General features: G+C 38.6%; 15 protein-coding genes. 12 read left to right on the forward strand and 3 right to left on the reverse strand.

The window, feature by feature from the left end; all coding sequences use genetic code 11:
* The first annotated feature begins 153 nt into the window (after positions 1-153).
* The 3 genes from V7137_RS17575 to V7137_RS17585 all read left to right on the forward strand — a co-directional run bounded on the left by V7137_RS17575 (position 154) and on the right by V7137_RS17585 (position 5,247).
* Positions 154-1,503, forward strand: a complete 1,350-nt coding sequence (locus V7137_RS17575) for an MFS transporter (protein ID WP_335699293.1) — start codon at positions 154-156, stop codon at positions 1,501-1,503.
* Positions 1,504-1,919: 416 nt separating this feature from the next.
* Positions 1,920-3,677 (forward strand): thiamine pyrophosphate-requiring protein, encoded by a 1,758-nt coding sequence (locus V7137_RS17580; RefSeq protein WP_335699294.1) that lies wholly within the window; start codon positions 1,920-1,922, stop codon positions 3,675-3,677.
* A 76-nt stretch (positions 3,678-3,753) separates the two neighbouring features.
* The gene (locus tag V7137_RS17585) at positions 3,754-5,247 is read left to right on the forward strand and encodes an aldehyde dehydrogenase family protein (protein ID WP_335699295.1); all 1,494 of its coding nucleotides are present in this window, start codon (positions 3,754-3,756) and stop codon (positions 5,245-5,247) included.
* 512 nt (positions 5,248-5,759) lie between these two features.
* Here V7137_RS17585 and V7137_RS17590 read toward each other — a convergent pair.
* Entirely contained in the window at positions 5,760-6,359 is a 600-nt protein-coding gene (locus V7137_RS17590) for a TetR/AcrR family transcriptional regulator (protein ID WP_335699296.1), read from the reverse strand.
* A gap of 277 nt (positions 6,360-6,636) precedes the next feature.
* Between V7137_RS17590 and V7137_RS17595 the strand changes: the two genes are divergently transcribed.
* The 4 genes from V7137_RS17595 to V7137_RS17610 all read left to right on the forward strand — a co-directional run bounded on the left by V7137_RS17595 (position 6,637) and on the right by V7137_RS17610 (position 11,205).
* Positions 6,637-8,091, forward strand: a complete 1,455-nt coding sequence (locus V7137_RS17595) for a DHA2 family efflux MFS transporter permease subunit (RefSeq protein ID WP_335699297.1) — start codon at positions 6,637-6,639, stop codon at positions 8,089-8,091.
* Positions 8,092-8,156: 65 nt separating this feature from the next.
* Entirely contained in the window at positions 8,157-8,915 is a 759-nt protein-coding gene (locus V7137_RS17600) for an SDR family oxidoreductase (RefSeq protein ID WP_335699298.1), read from the forward strand.
* A gap of 770 nt (positions 8,916-9,685) precedes the next feature.
* Positions 9,686-10,417: a cytochrome P460 family protein gene (locus V7137_RS17605; RefSeq protein WP_335699299.1), complete on the forward strand. Its 732-nt coding sequence runs from the start codon at positions 9,686-9,688 to the stop codon at positions 10,415-10,417.
* A gap of 98 nt (positions 10,418-10,515) precedes the next feature.
* Entirely contained in the window at positions 10,516-11,205 is a 690-nt protein-coding gene (locus V7137_RS17610) for a DUF4405 domain-containing protein (RefSeq protein WP_335699300.1), read from the forward strand.
* Between the two features lie 111 nt (positions 11,206-11,316).
* Here the strand turns inward: V7137_RS17610 and V7137_RS17615 are convergent, their stop codons facing one another.
* The gene (locus tag V7137_RS17615; RefSeq protein WP_335699301.1) at positions 11,317-12,234 is read right to left on the reverse strand and encodes an AraC family transcriptional regulator; all 918 of its coding nucleotides are present in this window, start codon (positions 12,232-12,234) and stop codon (positions 11,317-11,319) included.
* 215 nt (positions 12,235-12,449) lie between these two features.
* Between V7137_RS17615 and V7137_RS17620 the strand changes: the two genes are divergently transcribed.
* The 4 genes from V7137_RS17620 to V7137_RS17635 all read left to right on the forward strand — a co-directional run bounded on the left by V7137_RS17620 (position 12,450) and on the right by V7137_RS17635 (position 16,695).
* Entirely contained in the window at positions 12,450-13,616 is a 1,167-nt protein-coding gene (locus V7137_RS17620; protein WP_335699302.1) for an MFS transporter, read from the forward strand.
* A 93-nt stretch (positions 13,617-13,709) separates the two neighbouring features.
* Complete coding sequence (locus V7137_RS17625) at positions 13,710-14,354, forward strand: NAD(P)H-binding protein (RefSeq protein WP_335699303.1); 645 nt, start codon at positions 13,710-13,712, stop codon at positions 14,352-14,354.
* Between the two features lie 159 nt (positions 14,355-14,513).
* Positions 14,514-15,365, forward strand: a complete 852-nt coding sequence (locus tag V7137_RS17630; protein ID WP_335699304.1) for an aldo/keto reductase — start codon at positions 14,514-14,516, stop codon at positions 15,363-15,365.
* A 649-nt stretch (positions 15,366-16,014) separates the two neighbouring features.
* Entirely contained in the window at positions 16,015-16,695 is a 681-nt protein-coding gene (locus tag V7137_RS17635) for a TerC family protein (RefSeq protein WP_335699305.1), read from the forward strand.
* 470 nt (positions 16,696-17,165) lie between these two features.
* Here V7137_RS17635 and V7137_RS17640 read toward each other — a convergent pair whose 3' ends face one another.
* Entirely contained in the window at positions 17,166-18,158 is a 993-nt protein-coding gene (locus tag V7137_RS17640) for an L-lactate dehydrogenase (protein WP_335699306.1), read from the reverse strand.
* A 433-nt stretch (positions 18,159-18,591) separates the two neighbouring features.
* Here V7137_RS17640 and V7137_RS17645 point away from each other — a divergent pair, with 433 nt between their 5' ends.
* Positions 18,592-19,596: a LacI family DNA-binding transcriptional regulator gene (locus V7137_RS17645; protein WP_335699307.1), complete on the forward strand. Its 1,005-nt coding sequence runs from the start codon at positions 18,592-18,594 to the stop codon at positions 19,594-19,596.
* Positions 19,597-19,829 lie beyond the last annotated feature (233 nt).

The raw sequence follows: 19,829 nt of genomic DNA on the forward strand, positions 1-19,829 counted from the left end.
TACAATTATAATCATGCCATTAAAAATAAATGGAAGCGGATACATGGTGTTTGTCCGTGAAGAGAGGAGGCTTGAAAAATAACCACACTACACTTCAAGAAAATTTATATATCTAGGCTGAATGATTAACTATTTCTTAAAGGAGATGATCTAATGAACCAAAATTTGAAACCTGTAACCTCTGAACATCATCCAAAAGTATCAGTGAATCCCAAAGCTCTATCAATACCCCCAATTACTTGGCTTGTTCTAGCCATATGTTGGTTTGTCATGTTTGCAGAGGGGTATGATTTAGGAATTTATGGGGCTGTTCTGCCGTCTTTAATGGAATATAAAGAATGGTCCTTGTCGCCAGCTCAGGCGGGTGCTATAGGAAGCTATGCTCTCATTGGAATGCTAGTAGGAGCGGTTTTAGTAGGTACTATTACAGACATGATTGGTCGCAAGAAAGTTATGATATTTTGTATAACGTTATTTTCCGTTATGATGCTTTTGGCATCAATGGCTCCTTCTGCTGAGTTGTTCGGACTATATCGCTTTATTGCTGGGATTGGATGTGGAGGCATCATTCCTACAGCCTCTGCACTAACGATTGAATATGCACCTGCGAAGCGCAGGTCAATGATGTATGCTATCATGTATACTGGATATTGCTTTGGTGGTGTAATGGGGGCTTTGCTTTCCATGTATTTTCTTCAGGATTTTGGTTGGAGATTGATGATTTTGATTGGTGCTTTACCGATTCTTGTCGTTCCTTTCATTATTAAATTTTTGCCGGAGTCTATTGGATTTCTCATGACGAAAAAGAGATACACTGAGGCGGAAAAAATAGCAAATCGGCACAACATTTCAATGGAGTCGTTAAACGAATTCAAATCAGACAAAGAAAGTGAAACGAAAAATAAATTTAATGCCGTAGCGACACTCTTCTCAAAACAGAACGTTCGAGCTACTGTATTCTTTTGGATTACCTTTTTCATGGGCTTGTTTATGATTTATGGTTTGGCAACGTGGCTGCCAAAAATGATGAGAGAGGCAGGTTATCCACTTGGCTCTAGTATATCATTCCTATTCATGCTTAATTTTTCAGCAGCTTTAGGTGCTTTGCTAGCGGGTGCTGCAGCAGATCGCTGGGGGTCGAAAAAAGTTATTAGCCTGTCTTATTTATTGGCGGCAATTTCGATTGCCCTGTTAAGTTTAAAACCATCTTCAATCGTTGTTGTTTATGGCCTTGTAGGAATTGCTGGGTTTGGGACAATCGGGACTACATTAATTTTAAATGCCTATATATCCAAGTATTTTTCTGCAGAAAACCGTGCTACTGCTTTGGGATGGGCACTTGGTTTCGGTAGAATAGGTGCTATTATTGGACCAATACTAGGCGGGTTGTTTATGACTTGGAAATTAGATCTTTCCTGGAACTTCTATGTCTTTGCGATTGCAGCAATTCTTGCTTCCCTATCTGTTCTATTAATACCTAAAAATATTGGTGGAAAAATTTAATTTTAAAGCTGTGTTAAACACTATTGTTGATTTTCTAACCCAGTTGATTGGAGCGGAATGCACGAGACTCCTGCGGGACTAGCAGGTCAGGGTGAGACCCCACAGGCGCGAATGCGCCGAGGAGGCACCGACCGCTAGCGGAAAGTGAAGTGCCTGGAGCGGAAATCAACAGTGTAGTTTAACACAGCCCATTTTAAAAGAGGCTGATCATCTAAAGTAGACTTTTACTTAAGGGATCAGCCTCTTTTTTGTTTAGATCATGCACAATAATAAAGAACACAATGAGATATAGGATAAATTTTCTAAATATTTGTAAAACAGTTAATATATTTAATCACTAAAGCACTTTACTATAAAGGTATAAAAGATAAAAAGTTTAAGGAAATAGAAAATCTAAAATGTAAGGGGGATTTGTGATGTATACAACTGGTACGGCATTTTTAGAAGCATTACAGGAAGCGGGTGTTTCCTATATCTTTGCTAATTTAGGGAGTGATCATCCAGCTATTATCGAAAGTTTGGCAAGAGCTAAAAAAGAAAATAAGAAATTACCAACCGTTATCACGTGCCCTCATGAATTTGTAGCTTTAAGTGCTGCTCATGGGTATGCTCAAGCGACGGGTGAACCTCAGGCAGTAATGGTACATGTGGAATGTGGAACGCAAAACCTAGGAGGAGCCATCCATAATGCAGCTAAAAGCAGGGTTCCCGTTTTAATTTTTGCTGGTGCTTCCCCATACACACAAGAAAACGAGCTAGTTGGAAGCCGGAATGAATTCATTCACTGGATTCAAGATGTTTTTGATCAACGCGGCATTGTTCGTGGGTATACAAAATATGATAATGAAATTCGAACAGGTTCTAATGTGAAGCAGCTTGTTTATCGTGCTCTGCAAATTGCGAAAAGCGATCCAATGGGACCAGTTTATTTGATGGGGCCCCGGGAAGCGATGGAAGAGAAGACTGAACGTGTCACTATTAATAGCGAACTTTGGCAGCCAATATCACCAGGGGCAGTTCCGCCGCAAATAATTACAGAATTAGCGAATGATTTGTTATCAGCCAAAAAACCACTTATTGCAACATCCTATCTGGGGAGAAATACTGAAGCGGTCGGAGAACTTATCCATTTAAGCGAACATTTGGCCATTCCTGTTATTGAATCGATTCCTCATCATTTGAATTTTCCAGCTAATCACCCAATGCATAGTGGTTCTTATTGGAATACGAAGCAAAACGAATTGCTTGCTGAAGCAGATGTTGTACTTGTACTAGATAGTGATGTTCCGTGGATACAGACGAAAAACAAGCCGTCGGATGAAGCAACTATTTATTATATCGACGTCGATCCGTTAAAGGAGCAAATGCCTTTGTGGTATATCCCTTCAAAGAGATTCGTTAAAGCTGATTCCTATATAGCTCTTCAGCAGATAAATCAATATCTGGAAGATAATTGTGAAATAGATAAAGATATCGTGTCTAAGCGCTGGGAAAAGTACTCGGACATTCATGATCGTCAAAATGAAGAAAAACTTCGTATCGAGCAAGCAGAGAGCGACGTCATTACACCAGAGTACCTGACTGCTTGTGTTAGAGAAGTGATCGATGAAAATACAATTGTTTTGAATGAAGGTATTACAAATTATGGAGTAATTTCTAATCATATTGGAGTAAATACACCAGGTTCTTATTTTGCAAGTGGTGCGGGTTCTTTAGGATGGAATGGTGGCGCAGCAATAGGGATGAAATTGGCCAAGCCTGACAAAACCATTGTCAGCCTCACTGGGGACGGTTCATACTTTTTTAGTATTCCTGCTACAGTGCATTGGATGGCTAAAAGATATAACACCCCGTTTTTACAGGTCATTTACAATAATTCTGGCTGGAAGGCACCAAAACTTTCAACTTTGGGTGTTCATCCGCAAGGTGTTGCGAATGAAACGGAACAGTTTTGGGTGAATTTTGATCCACCATCCGATTTATCTAAAATCGCTGAAGCAGCTGGTGATGCTTTTCCAATAAAGGTAAAAAACCGATCTGACCTGAAAGAGGCTCTAATAGAAGGTATGAGACTTGTTAAACAGGGTCGTTCTACTGTAATAGATGTTTCCATTCCTCATGTTTATTCAAAGGAAAATGAAGGTGAAAAAGTGATAATGGAAATAGGAAAATAAGTATTAACATTTTTTAAGAGTCAAGTCCTAAATATTTTATGGATATATCATAAATTGTAAATTGGAGGAAGATTAAATGGAAACTACTAGTCAAAAAACGGTTCTAGATCTTAAACTTGATGAAAGGTACGGATCGTTTATTAATGGTGAATTCGTAGAACCATCCAATGGCTATATTGACGCAATCAATGCAGCAAATGGGGAATTACTTTCAAGAATTGCCAGAGGTGGAAAAGAAGATGTGGACCGTGCTGTAAAAGCTGCTAACGAAGCGTTTGAAGGATGGTCCAATACCCCTATCGAAGAGCGCTCTGCTTTACTTCATAAAATTGCTAATGTACTGGAAGCAAATCAAGATCGTCTAAAAATGATTGAGTGTCTGGACACAGGCCGCCCTATTCACGAATTCGACCTAGATTATCAGCTTGCTATTTATCAATTCCGTTATTTCGCTTCTGCCATTTTAACTTATGAGGGTGCTTCCAGACCCGTTCAGAACGGCCATCTGATTGTTAAGAAAGAGGCCCTTGGTGTTTGTGCGCAAATCATTCCTTGGAACGTACCAATGATTATGGTTTCCTTTAAGCTAGCTCCTGCCCTTGCTGCAGGTAACACAGTAGTATTAAAGCCTGCAGAAGATGCAAGCTTATCCACTATGGAATTCGCTAAACTGCTACAAGAAGTTCTGCCAAAAGGGGTAGTTAACATTGTTACAGGTTATGGTACAGAAGCAGGGCAAGCACTTATCGATCATCCAGATGTACACAAGCTTGCCTTTACAGGAAGTGTAAGTGTAGGACGCATGGTCGGTAAAACAGCTGGGGAAAGGCTCTTGCCAGTAACACTGGAACTTGGCGGTAAAGCACCACACATTGTTTTCCCGGATGTAGATATTGATCGTGCTGTGGAAAATGCGACACTCGGCTACACATTCTTTAACGGACAAAGCTGTATTCTTGGAACACGTCTCTTTATCCATGATGATATTTATGATGAGTTTGTTGAAAAATTAATTGCAAGAGCAAAAGAAGTTAAAATTGGCGATCCTACAGATCCATCAACTAGAATAAGTACACTCATTAATGAAAAACAAGGAAAGCGTGTTCTTGGTTACTTCGATATCGCAAGAGAAGAAGGAGCTAAAATTCTCTATGGTGGTAACCGAGTCACTGTACCGGGTAACGAGCATGGATATTTTATTGAACCAACCATTATTGAAGCTACGAGTGACATGAGAATTGCTCAAGAGGAAATTTTCGGACCAGCAGCTACTGTTACGCGTTGGAGCGATGTAGATGATGTCATCAAGATGGCAAATGACGTTGACTATGGTCTTGCGGCTGGTATCATGACTGACAACCTCGAAAATGCTTTAAGCACTGCGAATAAGCTTCAGGCAGGAAGTGTTTGGATTAACCAGTACTTTAACTTTCAGTCTGGTGCGCCATTTGGCGGCTTTAAGAACAGTGGTGTGGGAAGAGAATATAGTAGGGAAGCATTGGATAACTATACCCAATCGAAGACGATTGTTGTGGCATACAATATGCCTCCAGCCGGATTGTATAAATAATTATAATTATTGTTAAAAATTTGAATGCGAACCGATGCATTTTGGGAATCGGTTCGTTTTTTTATTTAGGTTCTATTTATATTTATTGTTGAAAATAAAAAAGAAAACCTCGCAAAAAGGAAATCCCATCATGTATTCTCCTATATCCTGATCTTTTCATTACAGCAATTAATTTATTTACACTGTTTACTTAAAGTGGATAATAGTAGTGAAGGTTACTAGAGCGGATTTTTTGATATTGCTCAGGTGCTTTGGTGCCATGCTTGGTGTCCGTATTTTTAAAATTACAAATCACAGGAAAACACTACGAAGCAATAAAACCTTATTTTTCAAGACTAGGGGGGGATATCAGGATACTAAAAAACAGGTGCTAGTATACTTCAAAACTGCTTGAGACCTGCGTGCCAGGTCTGGTGGGTTCGATTCGCACGCAGTCCCGCCATATATTCGATAATAATTGCACAGGCACAGGGCTTTTACCTGTGTTTTTTACGCCGAACTTCCTTGTTTTTTCATGTTGCTTTCCTATTATCCTTATTTAGATGAAACAGCATATATATCTGCTTAGCAAGAAATTGCGGTGTATAAGGCATGTCCTTACGTAACCATGCAACGATCGTGCCGATTAGAGCTGATGAACCGTGCCAAATAGCAATATCCCTTTGAATATCGGTAGTAGCGAGCATGGAGTCTATCTCCGTTCTCTCTGTTATTGATTTCGTAAGGATATTTAATAACCGCTCAGTAAAGATTGGCGTTCGTGTGGAACCAAGAACCACTTTATAGAATTTGGCATTCTCGGCTATATGCTCAAGTAGGTTTATAAGTTTCAACGAGTCAATTTCTTCAGCAGATTTCATTTTTGGTGTCGTACCCATCATAATGCACTCAATATCCTCGGCCATTTCCTGCGCCATTTTCTCCAGCATGTCTTGTATATCATGATAATGCAGATAAAACGTAACACGGTTGATGGTTGCGCGTTCCGCAATCCGGTTAACCGTTATTTTATTAATTTCCATCTCCTGCAGCAAATCTATTAGCGCGTCTTTTATTAATTGGCGTGTACGAAGTACCCGAGGATCGACTCGCGGCTTTTCAATGTTTGTCATGTTTAATACCCCTTTCTATTAATTGGTAATTTACAATAATTTAATTTCTGTCTATTTTTTTCGGCTTTCACAACAAAATTGAAATAAATGATAACTAATTTACACTTCTTAAGAAATTGTTTGTTGTCAGAAGCAACGGTCTTATTATAATGTAATTTATACAATGTTAATTATTCAACACATTGTAAAAAAAGTCTATATTCAAGTTAGAAAGGATAGGAGAGAATTGAATAATAATCCTAAAACTGTCACAAATTCGATAAAAAAAGGACCTATTATGTTCATTATGATTTTAGGTGCTTTCCTTGCAACATTAAACCAAACGCTCATGAGCGTCGCTACTCCTGAGCTAATGGTTGAATTTAAAATCTCAGCTGCAACAGCACAGTGGTTAACGACAGGCTACATGCTCGTAAACGGTGTCTTGATTCCGATTACTGCGTACTTAATGCAGCGGTTTACCACGCGACAGCTCTTTCAAGCTTCCATGTTTATCTTTCTAGCCGGAACCATTGTTTCAGCTATAGCGTCGGGATTTCCATTATTATTGACCGGACGCATGATTCAGGCGGCTGGTGCAGGAATCATTATGCCTCTGCTTACGAATGTCATTCTGACGATCTTTCCTCCCAACAAAAGAGGAGCAGCCATGGGGATGGTCGGGCTTGCGATCATTTTCGCCCCAGCCATTGGACCTACACTTGCCGGCTTCATAATTGAAAACTACAAGTGGGAAACGATGTTTTACTGGATGATTCCATTTGCTGTTCTAGTTATTGTATTGGGATTCATCTATCTGCAAAATGTTTCTGATCGAATCAAGACAAAACTTGATATGTTAAGTGTTGTCCTCTCTACCATTGGTTTCGGTGCCTTGCTTTATGGTTTCAGCCGGGCTGGGAGCCTTGGATGGTCGGACATGGAGGTACTAAGTACGATGGCTGTTGGAGTCTTGGCCCTAGTACTCTTTTCATGGAAGCAGATGAAATCGCAAAATCCGCTGCTTGACTTGCGTGCATTCAAGTACAATATGTTCTCCTTAACAACCATTATCAATATCGCAGTTACGATGGTAATGTATGCAGATATGATGCTGCTTCCGCTTTACCTTCAGAATATCCGTGGTTACACAGCAATTGAGTCCGGTCTTCTTCTTCTTCCAGGTGCGCTAATAATGGGCTTCCTTATGCCAGTTACAGGGAAGTTGTTCGATCGCTTTGGTGCGAAATGGCTAGCTGTTATCGGAATGATTATTACCATTTTGACAACATTTGGCTTTACCAACTTGACAGATTCGACAAGTTACACCTATTTGGTCCTCATGTCAACTGGGCGCCGCATTGGAATGGCCTTGATGATGATGCCCTTACAGACCGCTGGTTTGAATCAACTGCCACAAAAGTTAAGTGCTCACGGAACGGCCATAAGCAATACCATTCGGCAAGTGGCTGGTGCAGTCGGAACTTCACTTCTCGTTACCGTTATGTCGGACCGGACGAAATCACATCTGCAGGATATGGCTCCTACTGCAGCTGCAAAAGGCTTTACCCAAGGGCAGCTTATTAAGGAAGCCACCATTCAGGGTATAAATGACGCCTATCTTGTCATTATTGGGATCGGCATCATCGGATTACTTCTTTCCTTCTTTATCAAGAAGGTTAAACAAGCTTCCGAAAAAGAGGCCAAAGCCACTTTGGGAAAGGTATCACAAAGAAGCTTGGAAACTACCTAACTTAACCAACATCCATTGGATGGAAAAGTTTAAATAGAAAATGATAAACAATTGGAGGAATTGTTATGAGACTTCAGAATAAGGTAGCCGTAGTTACCGGTGCTGCTTCCGGCATGGGGAAAGCCATTGCGATTCTTTATGCGAAAGAAGGAGCAAAAGTAGTAGTTTCTGATATTAACATTGAAGCAGCAACTATTACAGTAGAAGAAATAAAGTCTAATGGTGGGGAAGCAATAGCGGTTATGGCCAATGTTGTGAAAGAAGAAGATATACAAAACCTTATTAACACAGCCGTTAATACTTTTGGAACATTAGACATCTTAGTCAATAATGCGGGAATAATGGATAACTTTGAACCTGCTGTTGATATTGAAGATGAGAAATGGGAAAGAGTTTTTGCGATTAATACCACGAGTGTCATGCGTGCAACTCGAAAAGTTTTACCTATCTTTATAGAAAAACAAGATGGAGTTATTATTAATGTAGCTTCAGCCGGTGGACTTCAAGGGTCTAGAGCAGGAGCTGCTTATACAGCTTCTAAGCATGCAGTTGTTGGTTTTACAAAAAATACGGGATTTATGTACGCAACAAAAGGTATTCGATGCAATGCAATTGCTCCAGGTGGAGTTGAAACAAACATCAGTTCTTCAATGACGGGTGTTAACGAATTTGGCATGGGACGCATTCAAGCAGGATTAGGAATAAATCCTCGAGTAGGTAAACCAGAAGAAATTGCAAATAGAGCTCTTTTTCTTGCTTCTGATGAATCAAGCTTTGTTAATGGAACAGTTATTACAGGAGATGCAGGTTGGACCGCTTATTAATTTAGTACATTAATAGATGTGTTAAAACCGTTGAGATTTATCTTGACGGTTTTTTGATATTTTATAGTTTGTGAAACAGTGTTCTTAAATAACGGGTGTTTTCTCAATTTGCTTTTTGCTCTTTTTAATTGCAAACAAAATCCTTCTATCTTTTAGCAGCTATGTAATGTAGCTGCTCTTATTTTTTGAACTACCGGTTGTGGTTAGTTTAAGTACATTTCTTTACAAACTCCATTTTAAATATTTATACCCCCAGTTAAATTAATTTTGCAAAATGTTATTCCCTTCTTCATCTATTTTTTGACGCTGTTTTTCATAGGGGATCACAATAGATTCCTTGCCAATAATATCCCACTGGTTCCGCTATGACATTAAGCAGTTAAGTCATTCCATTCTAGTTAGTAATTAATACGAAACTATTTGTGATTTGGTGCAATGTAAATTAGGCGCGTAGCTCTAATTTTTATTGTGGGAGGATTAGGCAACCATTTGAGAGGATTAGGATAACGGTCGCTTTTTCATTTGTTGCATAATAAAAAAGCCTCTACTTTTTCTATAACTATCATTCTGTTGAAAAATAAAACTCAAAGTTCTAAACAGAGTACACTTGATGAAACGACATAAGCAGCAATCCCCAATAATAATAATAGTCATTACCTTTGGTACATCAGTATTTATAACCATAAAAACAGCACCGCATCCCAGAATCTTATACAATTTTGACTCAAACGAGTCAATACAAATACGAAAATTTCTAGGAGGAAAGCAATATGAAAAAACTATTATTTCCGTCCCTTGCATTAATGATGTCCCTCACTCTTACTGCTTGCAACAACAATAATGTCACAAATGTGAGTTCTCAACAGGAGCCATCAGGTGACACCTCGCAGCAGGAGGTGCCTGAGTCCAGTCGTGAACTTGTTAAATTCCCTGAGAACTACGATAAGGGTGTGAACTACACGACTGTGAATCGAGGAAATGTCAAAGAGGAGCTCTACACGAGCCGGGAAGCAATCGAAGCGGTGCAGAACGGTCAGCCAATCCCTGACGGCACCGTAATCACTCTTGAAATCTATAGGGATGAAGAGCTCGATGAAATCTTCGTGATGGAAAAGCGCGCTGGCTGGGCAGATCAGAATCCCCCTGAGATGCGTAACGGGGATTGGCTATACCAGGAATTCAATGGAGACCAGTCGGTGGATTACGAGGAAGACATCGGTCGCTGCTTTTCTTGTCACGCCAATCAGGAACGGGATGACTTCATGAACACGTTGGATGAAATGAAGAGTTATGATCTTGAAGATTTTACAGGATCAAAGGACAACAGTACAGAATCCCAGATCGCAGGTATCCTTACAAATCACTGGAAGGTAAAAGCGGTAGACGATAATCTGGAGGACTCGCGAGATATTTTGTATGGAAATAGCTTAATGGAGGATGAAGAAAAAGCAGGGATCATCCAGAAGGTTCTTTTGATGATTCGTTTTAAGCAAGAGACATAGGGATTGAGCATTTGAACGGAAAACGATGTAATAACCAATAGTACGTCCCGACGGAAAATCGACTGAGGAATTAATTAAATTAGAAAGAGGAGAACTTCTTGAAACGAAATATGTTAATCAGGCTGGTTATTGATCTTTCTATGACAGTTCTGATGTTAGTTGCAATGGCTTACCAGATTACCGGAAATACCATACATGAAATGGTAGGAGTAATATTGCTTTTGTTGTTTATTGCCCACAATATTTTAAATAGACGTTGGTATAAGACAATTTTTAAGGGGAAGCACAATGTACGACGTATACTGAGCATGGCGGTCAATCTGCTTTTTCTGATATCTATGGTTGTAGTGTTGATAAGTTCTGTACCAATTTCCCGTGACATCTTTGCCTTTATTCCTATAAACAATGACATGATTCTATTGCAGATACATGTTATGACTTCATATTGGGGATTTATCTTCATGGCTGTGCATATAGGAATGTCCTGGGGAACAATTATCAATGCAGTACGAAACATGACGGGGCTTACCAGCACGAGCCGTATCCGCACAATCACGTTGCGTGTAATAGCGGTGTTGATTGTTGTCTATGGTGTGCAGACTTCCTTTGAGAGAGATATGCTTTCTAGGTTAACTATATATAATCCATTCGGTTGGAGCTATGATGAATCCATTATGGGATTTTTAATAGATAACCTATCCGTTATGGGAATTTATATCAGTGGGACTCATTATGTTTTGAGTTTTGTTCGGAAGCAGGATAAAGCTATGGCTTACAAAGATAGGTAAATTGCAGAATAGAAAAAGGGCATAATCCGTGGATTAATGCCCTTTTTTATATTATTTAATCTGTAGCTGCCACTATAATTAATACATAGAATGAACCCCCGTGAAGGGGAATCAAGCTTTTACTCTTTGGTCATATTGTTCCTTCAGGCGCTTTATATCTTCTTTTGGTGGTAAACCAAACATGCGCGAATATTCACGGCTGAATTGTGATGGACTTTCATAGCCTACCCGGAATGCAACATCTGCTGCATCTGCTGATTCCGATAATAACAGGCTTCGGGCTTCTTGAAGTCTCAATTGTTTTTGGAATTGAATAGGGCTCATCGCGGTTATCTCTTTAAAGTGCCGATGAAGTGAAGAAACACTCATATTTGCTATTTCCGCAAGTTCTTCAATCTTAAAAGACTTTTCATAGTTAGCTATGATATGTTCAATCACGTCACTGATTTGATGGGTAGAACTTCCTTCTATTGCTATTTGTTTCAGCATACCCCCATGTTCTCCTTGCAGAACCCTATAAATGATTTCTTTCGTGATTAGAGGAGCAAGTACCTTGATGTCTTTCGGAGTATCTAGCAAACGAGTAAATCTTGTTACCGCGTCTAGCAAAGAGGGCTCTATTTTGCTGACATACATACCTCGTTTAGCATTTTCCTTCTTGTCAACTCCCATATGGAATTCACGTAACACCTCCAATATTTCACTCGGTGTGAATTCAAGTTTGAGAGCCAGATAAGGAACTTCGGTAGAGGCTTCAGTGACTTGTCCGGTAATTGGCAGGTTAACGGATGCAACAAGGTAATCGGCAGGACCGTACCTGAAGCGCTCCTGTGAAAGCAATACCTCCTTCATCCCTTGAACGACAATGCATAAGGAAGGCTTGTGAACTCCGTAATTTGGTCCAGTATCATTAGAATAACGGGAGAAAAATAAAGACGGAATAGCAGTGATTTGAGTTCCGTCCCGTCCTGTGTGATCATCTATGATTTTGGCGAGCTCAACTCTTTGTCTATATAATTGTTCAAACATAAAATCCTCCTTTGTTTTCTTCATCCGCGATGGTCCCATTATAAGGCTAATTCACTTTCTGCGTAAATGGTTGTGAGGGGATTATGCAATCATTTGACACGATTGTGATACCAGTCGTGATTTCATTTGTTGCATAATGAGGATGCAAGTTATTGCACATCTTTATTTTCAACGTAAAAAGATCAAATTATTGATAAGGGAGTAGATAGATCACCATGAATAATACATGGAAAATATACATGCTAACCCTCATCAGCTTCTTGGTTGGCACCTCACAATTCGTCATCTCTGGCATTCTAGATAAAGTCGCTTCTTCCGTCGGCGTTTCCGTATCGGCTGCAGGGCAGCTTATTACAGTATTCGCTCTTGCTAACGCAATCGGCACGCCCGTCTTCATGATGGCGACTGCAAAGTTGGATCGGCGAAAGCAACTACTACTGGCTCTAGCCATCATATTTCTAGGAATTGTTTCGACACTTGCTCTTCCGGGTTTTGGTTTTCTGATGGTTTCACGGATCATACTCGGAGTTGGAACAGGTATCTTCGTCGTCACCTCCTATTCCACTGCAGCTAATTTGGCACTTCCGGGACGACAGGCTGGAGCAATGTCAAATATCGCATTGGGCTTTAGTGCCTCCCTTGTTCTTGGCGTTCCCATTGGTCGTGTAATTGCTTCCGCATATGACTGGAGAGTGATTTTCTGGGGCATTGGAATTTTCACGGTGCTGGGATTCATTGCTATTTCAAAATCAATCCCATCTATGGAAAGTGAAGTGCCTGTCCCTCTGGGCGAGCAACTCGCCCTGTTAAAGAATTCAAAGGTCGCTTTCACCCTTGGTGTGTCGTTATTCGTATTTATCGGCTACTCAGTGGTCAATACGTATATCACTCCCTTCTTGACCTCTGCTATATCAATAAGTGGAAGGGGAGTTAGCGTCATTCTCTTCGCATTGGGCATAGCGAGCTTGTTCGGCTCCAAACTTGGTGGCTTCCTGTCGGATCGGATTGGTACTACTCGGACACTCATTGGCAGCATAGTAGTACAAACCCTAAGTCTTGCAATGGTGTCTGCCTTTTCTGGTTTTGCAGTTGTCGTCATTATGTTACTCATGATTTGGTCGGTTGCTGTTTGGATGTTCGGACCGACCCAGAACTTTAACCTACTGTCGATCGCTCCTGAAGCGTCGGGTATCATGCTTAGTTTAAACAGCACATTTGTGCAGCTTGGCTTTGCAGCAGGCGCAGGTATCGGGGGAATCGCCGTGGGTGGCTCATCGATACTTGCCATTTGTTGGATTGGTACTGCTGCGGTTGCAGTGGCATTATTTATCACTGTCGCCTCAATTGGACTTACCCGTTCGCTATCAAGTGAACGTGGATGAGGTTTCTAACGTTGGCTATGAACTTTCAAGACGCAAACAGCAAGGATTACGTCAACTTAAGAGACAAAATTTATTATACGAGGAGTAGTTACTATGAAAATTTTGATTTTAGGTGCAGCAGGTCAAATAGCCCGTATGTTAAGAAATGAATTGATCAATAAAACTGACCATTCAATCGTTCTTTATGCCAGAAACGGTCATAAGCGTTTAACCGTTAATGATGATAACAAAGAAGTTATCTTTGATGGTGATTTTAAGGACAAAAGTAAACTGAACGATACCATGAAAGATGTTGACCTTGTATATATCAACGACATGGGTGACGAAAAATCAACAAAAGCAATCATTGATGCCATGCATGATGCAGGAGTAAGAAGAGTAATCGCGGCATCGGTTCTTGGAATTTACGATGAAGTGCCAGGAGCTTTCGGTAAATGGAATAAGCGTATGATTGGTGGAAGCCCTAGAATGCATTCTCAGATTGAATCAGCACGGATATTAGAAAATTCTAATCTATATTATACGCTTTTAAGATTGACATGGCTTTACAACGAAAATGGGAATACTAAATATATGATTACCCAAAAAGGAGAGCCATTTATTGGTGCACAAGTTACGCGTCAAGCTGTAACTCAATTAATCATGGATATCATTGAAGAAAAAAGTGATAAATTTCTTCAATCCAGTCTAGGAGTGAGTGAACCAGATACAGATTGGGCGAAGCCATCATTTTATTAAGATAGTTTTGTTCCTTGCTTCCAACCAGAGAATCCCGAAGCAAATCAGGGCTTGGTCGAGCTTATAAAGAAGATTGCAGTAGGAAAAGATATAACACCTTTCGCAAAAAGAGAGAGCAAATAACGAACATTTAATATTGAAAAAACAGGAGGATTTTATATGCAAAATGTAATTTTGAACAATGGTGTTGAAATGCCGATACTCGGTTTTGGTGTTTTTCAAATTCAAGATGAAAAAGAATGTGAACAAGCTGTTTATGACGCTATTATGGCAGGCTATCGTCTAATTGATACCGCTGCCTCTTATCTAAATGAAGAAGCGGTTGGCAGAGCTATTAAGCGGAGCGGTGTGCCAAGAGAGGAATTGTTTATTACTACGAAATTATGGGTTCAGGATACAGGCTATGAACGCACAAAGAAAGCATTTGAAAATTCGCTGGAAAGACTGCAACTGGATTATTTGGATTTGTACTTAATTCATCAGCCATTTGGCGATGTTTACGGTTCATGGCATGCGATGGAGGAATTGTACCGCGAGGGTAAGATTAGAGCAATTGGAGTTAGCAACTTCTATCCGGATCGTCTGACCGATTTCATGATTCATAATGAAGTTGTTCCTGCTGTAAACCAGGTTGAAACGCATCCTTTCAACCAACAAATAGAAAGTGCTAAATTGATGAAAGAGAACAATGTTCAAATCGAGTCCTGGGGACCGTTTGCTGAAGGGAAAAATAACATGTTTCAAAACGAAATTTTAGTATCAATAGGCGAAAAGCATAATAAATCCGTTGCCCAGGTGGTTTTACGTTGGTTAACACAAAGAGGCGTCGTTGCGATTCCAAAGTCTGTTCGCAAGGATAGAATCATCGAAAACTTCAATATCTTTGACTTTGAATTAAGCCAAGAAGATATGGAGAAAATTGTAGCATTAGACACGAAAGAAAGTCTGTTCTTTTCTCATAGGGATCCTGAAATGGTGAAATGGATCGGTACTCGTAAACTTGAGATTTAATGCTCTCTTACTACTTGCTTTATTTCTATGATAATACATGTAGATTTTTATTTAATTATTAAGTTCTTATCCAACTATAGTGGGTTTTAATAAAAAAGCAATAATAAGTAATAAGTCACAATATACAAGATTTTATGCAGTGCTTGTAAATTGTGGCTTATTTTAAATTCAAAACATATCCTACCATAAACGACAGTTTATAATTAAAGGACTCTATTTTAAATATAGTAAAAATATGTGGTCGTTTGATTTTTACCTAAGGAATCTTTTCAAACCAAAAATCGGTTCGATTTATTTGGATAATTTCTGAATAATATCAAGGAAGTGTCGTATGTATCGTAAATTTTGTAGTAAGAGTCTGAGAATATGTAGTAAGTGTAAAAAATCATGTAATAAGTATTCTTAATTTTAGATAATTCCCAAATAATATTCAGGAAATGTCGGGAGTTTCTTAGTTACGCAAGTAAGCGTCCGAAAAATGGGATTAGCTAAATAACTGATGCCGCTTTTGTCCTTGGAAAGCGGTATTTTTTTATGTTTGCACCTTTCAGTAAACCCCTTATCCTTCTAACTGCCTTTTAATAATTTAATAAACCAATTCAATTCAGCATAAAAATGGAAGGGAGATGAAAAGAAGGGGAAATATTCAATGACGGATTTTTTGAAGGTGTTTTTGATAACCTTGGTGAGTGACATTGACAATATGTTAATCTTAGGAACCATTTTACACAGGTATACCTATCTGAACTTAACCATTCCTGCTATTATGGTTCTTACTCTAACAAGAACTATTTATGTAGTGATTGTTAACAGAATTACAGATTTTCCTATGTTTCACTTATTGATGGGGATTGTATTGTTAATCATTGCATTTAAACTGGTTAGAACGTCAATAAACGGAGAGCCTGTGAGAAAACCTGCCCGTGGCTCCTACTATTTAAAGGCAAAAGTATTATTACTCATTGCAGCAACAGACCTTTTAATATGTATGGACAGTATAATGATTATTTCAGGAATTACTCAACAATTTAAAGATATAATACTCGGAATCTTTTGCAGCCTTTTGATTTCTATTGTTTTTCTACCATTGATCGTTAATCTTGCATCAACCTTTTTTTGGATCAATATTATAGCAGGAGCTTTTATAGCACAAAATTCAGTCATTGGAATTTTAAACGACCCCTTATTAGCTGGACCGGTTCAAGCAATAAATAAACTTTTCCCAGAAACCGAATTAATACAGATAGCTGCAAATGGGACAATCATAATTTTTATTATTATCGGGGTTGTTTCATATAGAAAGCAACAACGGATAACTATTCATAAGTAAAACCTCAACCAAGAAAAAGGATAGATAAAGCAAAATGTATCTGCTTTATCTATCCTCCTCATTTGCATCATCTATTATGTAAAATTTAATAATTTCTTAAATCATCCACTCCAAAAGTCTCCTCCGAGGTAAAACGGGAAAGATAGATAGTATAATCAAGAATATTTTGACTATTTTCTAAACCCAATAAAATCCTCTCCTTTCCTTTCACAAATTTGCGCCAATTTGAATTCGTTCTAAAAAGTTACGGACGAGGAAGACAATAAAGAAACTGTTCAGATTTAAAACAAAAAGCAAAACTTAGATACCATTCGAAAGAATTACTTGGCGATGTTATTGAGTGAAAAGACAAGCAGCATTATTCAAGACATAAAGATATATTTGGATTAAAAATGTAAAATTAAAAGACGAACAGTACAAATCCTGTCCGCCTAAAAAGAAATGCAAGTTGTAAATATCATTATAAATAGCTACGATTTTTCGATTAATGATGAATTCTTACCTGTCTTTGCTACTTTCATCGCTTCTTTTATATATTCCGCCGATTGATGAAGCCATTCAAGTTCTTGATTATCGAGAGCAATTTCTAATTGTTTTTCTACGCCATTTCTACCGATGACACATGGCATACTTAATGCAACATCTCCATCGTATCCATATTGTCCCTGTAATGTTGTGGACACCGGATAAACACTGCGTTCATCCAGCATAATCGCCTTTGCAAGTGTAACAGCAGCCTGGGAAACACCGGCATTTGTCCAGCCTTTTCCATTTAAGACATCAAAGGCAACCTTTACAACTTTTTGTTTAATTCCTTCCCGACATAATGGTTCTTTCCCTTGAAAAACTTGGTCTAATTCTTTTTCTCCAAATCCTTGAACGTTTAAGCGGCTCAATACTGGGAAAGCTGTATGTCCGTGTTCGCCCATCATATAACCTGTCACACTTTTTGGATCGATGTCATAATTAACAGCAATTATTTTACGAAGACGTGCAGAATCAAGCATAGTTCCGGTTCCAAATATACGCCCCTTAGGATAGCCGAATTCATTTTCTGCTATGTACACCATGGTATCTAAAGGATTTGTTATGATAATAATTATTGCGTCTTTCGTATATTTAGTAATTCCAGTCATAACTTCACGAATTACCTCTGAATTGACAACAGCTAATTTTGCCCTGTCCGGCATCGCATCTTCATCACTTTTTATCATGCTGGGACCAGCAGCACAGATAATCACATCTGCATTCGCACATTCGGAATAATCACCAGCATGTACCGTTGTATTTGACATATATGTAAGAGCGGTTGCATGTTCTTGGTCAAGAGCTTCGCCATAAGCAACATCCTTATCTATATCAATGACAGCTATTTCCGCAAAAAGTCCTAGTTTCATGGCATCTGCTAGAACATACGAGCCAACATGGCCTACTCCTACAACAACTAACTTATTTCTTTTCATAGTTAATCCCCCTAATCAATTGATGTCTATATTTTAACACAATTAAGAAAATTCGAATATTTTTTTAAACAGTGTTCCTAGAAGCTATATAGGAACTTGTCAGGGGGTATATTAATGAAATTTGGCCTCAGTAACAATTCCCATTCATTTTTCCTCCTAAATGTTTGCGAAAGGGTAGGAAAGGACAGGTAAGGAAAAAGAACTTTATTGTAAATATTCCCAAGCTGCCAATAAAATAATATATAGTAATAAAGTGGATGCACTAAAGACAAAATTAAAAATGACTGAGAATAGAGTAAAAAAGACTAAACCTTCTAGCACTATTGTTTAATTTGTTGTATTATCAACATCAAACAATTATGTGCAGTAATAGATTGGCAATATCATTTTTATAGATAAAATTGTAAAATGTGTCAAATAAGGAGGTAACGCCTTGGTATCATCGAAAGACGTCGCAAAACACGCAGGCGTATCCCAAACGACTGTATCACGTGTATTGAATACGCCAGAATTAGTTAAAAAACCTACTCTTGATAAAGTGATGAAAGCCATTAACGAATTAAACTATATACCGAATGCACATGCACGATCACTTGTTCAAAATAAAACAAATACAATTGCCCTCTTATCCGGACCATTGCACAACCCGTTTTTTGTCGATACCACATCCGCCATTATCACTTACGCTAATGAGATGGGGTACCGTGTAAACGTACAGTACGTAAACGATGAAAAATTGCCTGAAGCATATGCAACTGCTTTTGAAAATAAAGTGGATGGTATCATTCTATCGTGTATTTTGATTAATGATCCGATATTCGATAAGCTCAAACAAATGGATATTCCATTCATTACATACAATCGTAAGCATAAAAAAAATGAAAACTTTGTTGAAATTGACAATTTTGAAGCTGGATATTTATCGGCAAAACATATGATTGAGCTAGGACATAAAACCATTGCATGGGTTGGCGGACCTTTGACAGTCAGCTCATTTAATAACCGTTATTCGGGATTCCTTCACGCAATCAAAGAGTATAAATTACCATTGTCCGAACAATATATCTTCAACACTGATACTTCTAAACAAGATATTTCAGCTGCTTTTCAACACTTAATGAAACAGGAGCATCGCCCTACCGCCATTTGTGCTGGTGCGGATTCTCTGGCATTAAATTTGATAGACGATGCCATTAGTGAGGATTTCAGAGTACCGGATGACTTAAGTATTATTGGGATTGATAACGTAGACATTAGTCAGCATGGCTTGATCCAATTGACGACTGTAGGCAGTATCTCACAGCAAAATCTAGGACTCTTGGCAATCACTGAATTGATTGAAATGATAGAAAATAAAAAAAATTATTGCATACAAATAACTGAACCTGTTAAAATATTTAACAGAAGAACAACTAGAAAAATAGAAAATAAACAATAAAGTTGTTTATTTCTTTTTTGCAAAAAAATGAATACGTAACCATTTTGTGATTCATAGCTTTAACTTCTTTCAACCTTACCTTTGTAGGAAAGGAACACTAGAATTTTTTTGCTTTACCCAAAAATGGTTACGTATTCATAAAAGGAATGTACAAAAGGGGTAGTAAGTTCAGGGAAATTGTAAGGGGTTACAACCAAAAAAGGGGGAGAAATTATTTTATGAAATGGAAAAAT

The sequence above is a fragment of the Neobacillus drentensis genome (assembly GCF_036962765.1).
Classification (GTDB): Bacteria; Bacillota; Bacilli; order Bacillales; family Cytobacillaceae; genus Neobacillus; species Neobacillus drentensis_C.

Excerpts from the sequence above, each read along its gene's own strand:
- V7137_RS17575 (WP_335699293.1), top strand. The coding sequence starts at position 154 with ATGAACCAAAATTTGAAACCTGTAACCTCTGAACATCATCCAAAAGTA.
- V7137_RS17630 (WP_335699304.1), top strand. The coding sequence starts at position 14,514 with ATGCAAAATGTAATTTTGAACAATGGTGTTGAAATGCCGATACTCGGT.
- V7137_RS17640 (WP_335699306.1), bottom strand. The coding sequence starts at position 18,158 with ATGAAAAGAAATAAGTTAGTTGTTGTAGGAGTAGGCCATGTTGGCTCG.
- V7137_RS17625 (WP_335699303.1), top strand. The coding sequence starts at position 13,710 with ATGAAAATTTTGATTTTAGGTGCAGCAGGTCAAATAGCCCGTATGTTA.
- V7137_RS17605 (WP_335699299.1), top strand. The coding sequence starts at position 9,686 with ATGAAAAAACTATTATTTCCGTCCCTTGCATTAATGATGTCCCTCACT.
- V7137_RS17635 (WP_335699305.1), top strand. The coding sequence starts at position 16,015 with ATGACGGATTTTTTGAAGGTGTTTTTGATAACCTTGGTGAGTGACATT.
- V7137_RS17595 (WP_335699297.1), top strand. The coding sequence starts at position 6,637 with ATGTTCATTATGATTTTAGGTGCTTTCCTTGCAACATTAAACCAAACG.
- V7137_RS17580 (WP_335699294.1), top strand. The coding sequence starts at position 1,920 with ATGTATACAACTGGTACGGCATTTTTAGAAGCATTACAGGAAGCGGGT.
- V7137_RS17585 (WP_335699295.1), top strand. The coding sequence starts at position 3,754 with ATGGAAACTACTAGTCAAAAAACGGTTCTAGATCTTAAACTTGATGAA.
- V7137_RS17620 (WP_335699302.1), top strand. The coding sequence starts at position 12,450 with ATGAATAATACATGGAAAATATACATGCTAACCCTCATCAGCTTCTTG.
- V7137_RS17615 (WP_335699301.1), bottom strand. The coding sequence starts at position 12,234 with ATGTTTGAACAATTATATAGACAAAGAGTTGAGCTCGCCAAAATCATA.
- V7137_RS17590 (WP_335699296.1), bottom strand. The coding sequence starts at position 6,359 with ATGACAAACATTGAAAAGCCGCGAGTCGATCCTCGGGTACTTCGTACA.
- V7137_RS17600 (WP_335699298.1), top strand. The coding sequence starts at position 8,157 with ATGAGACTTCAGAATAAGGTAGCCGTAGTTACCGGTGCTGCTTCCGGC.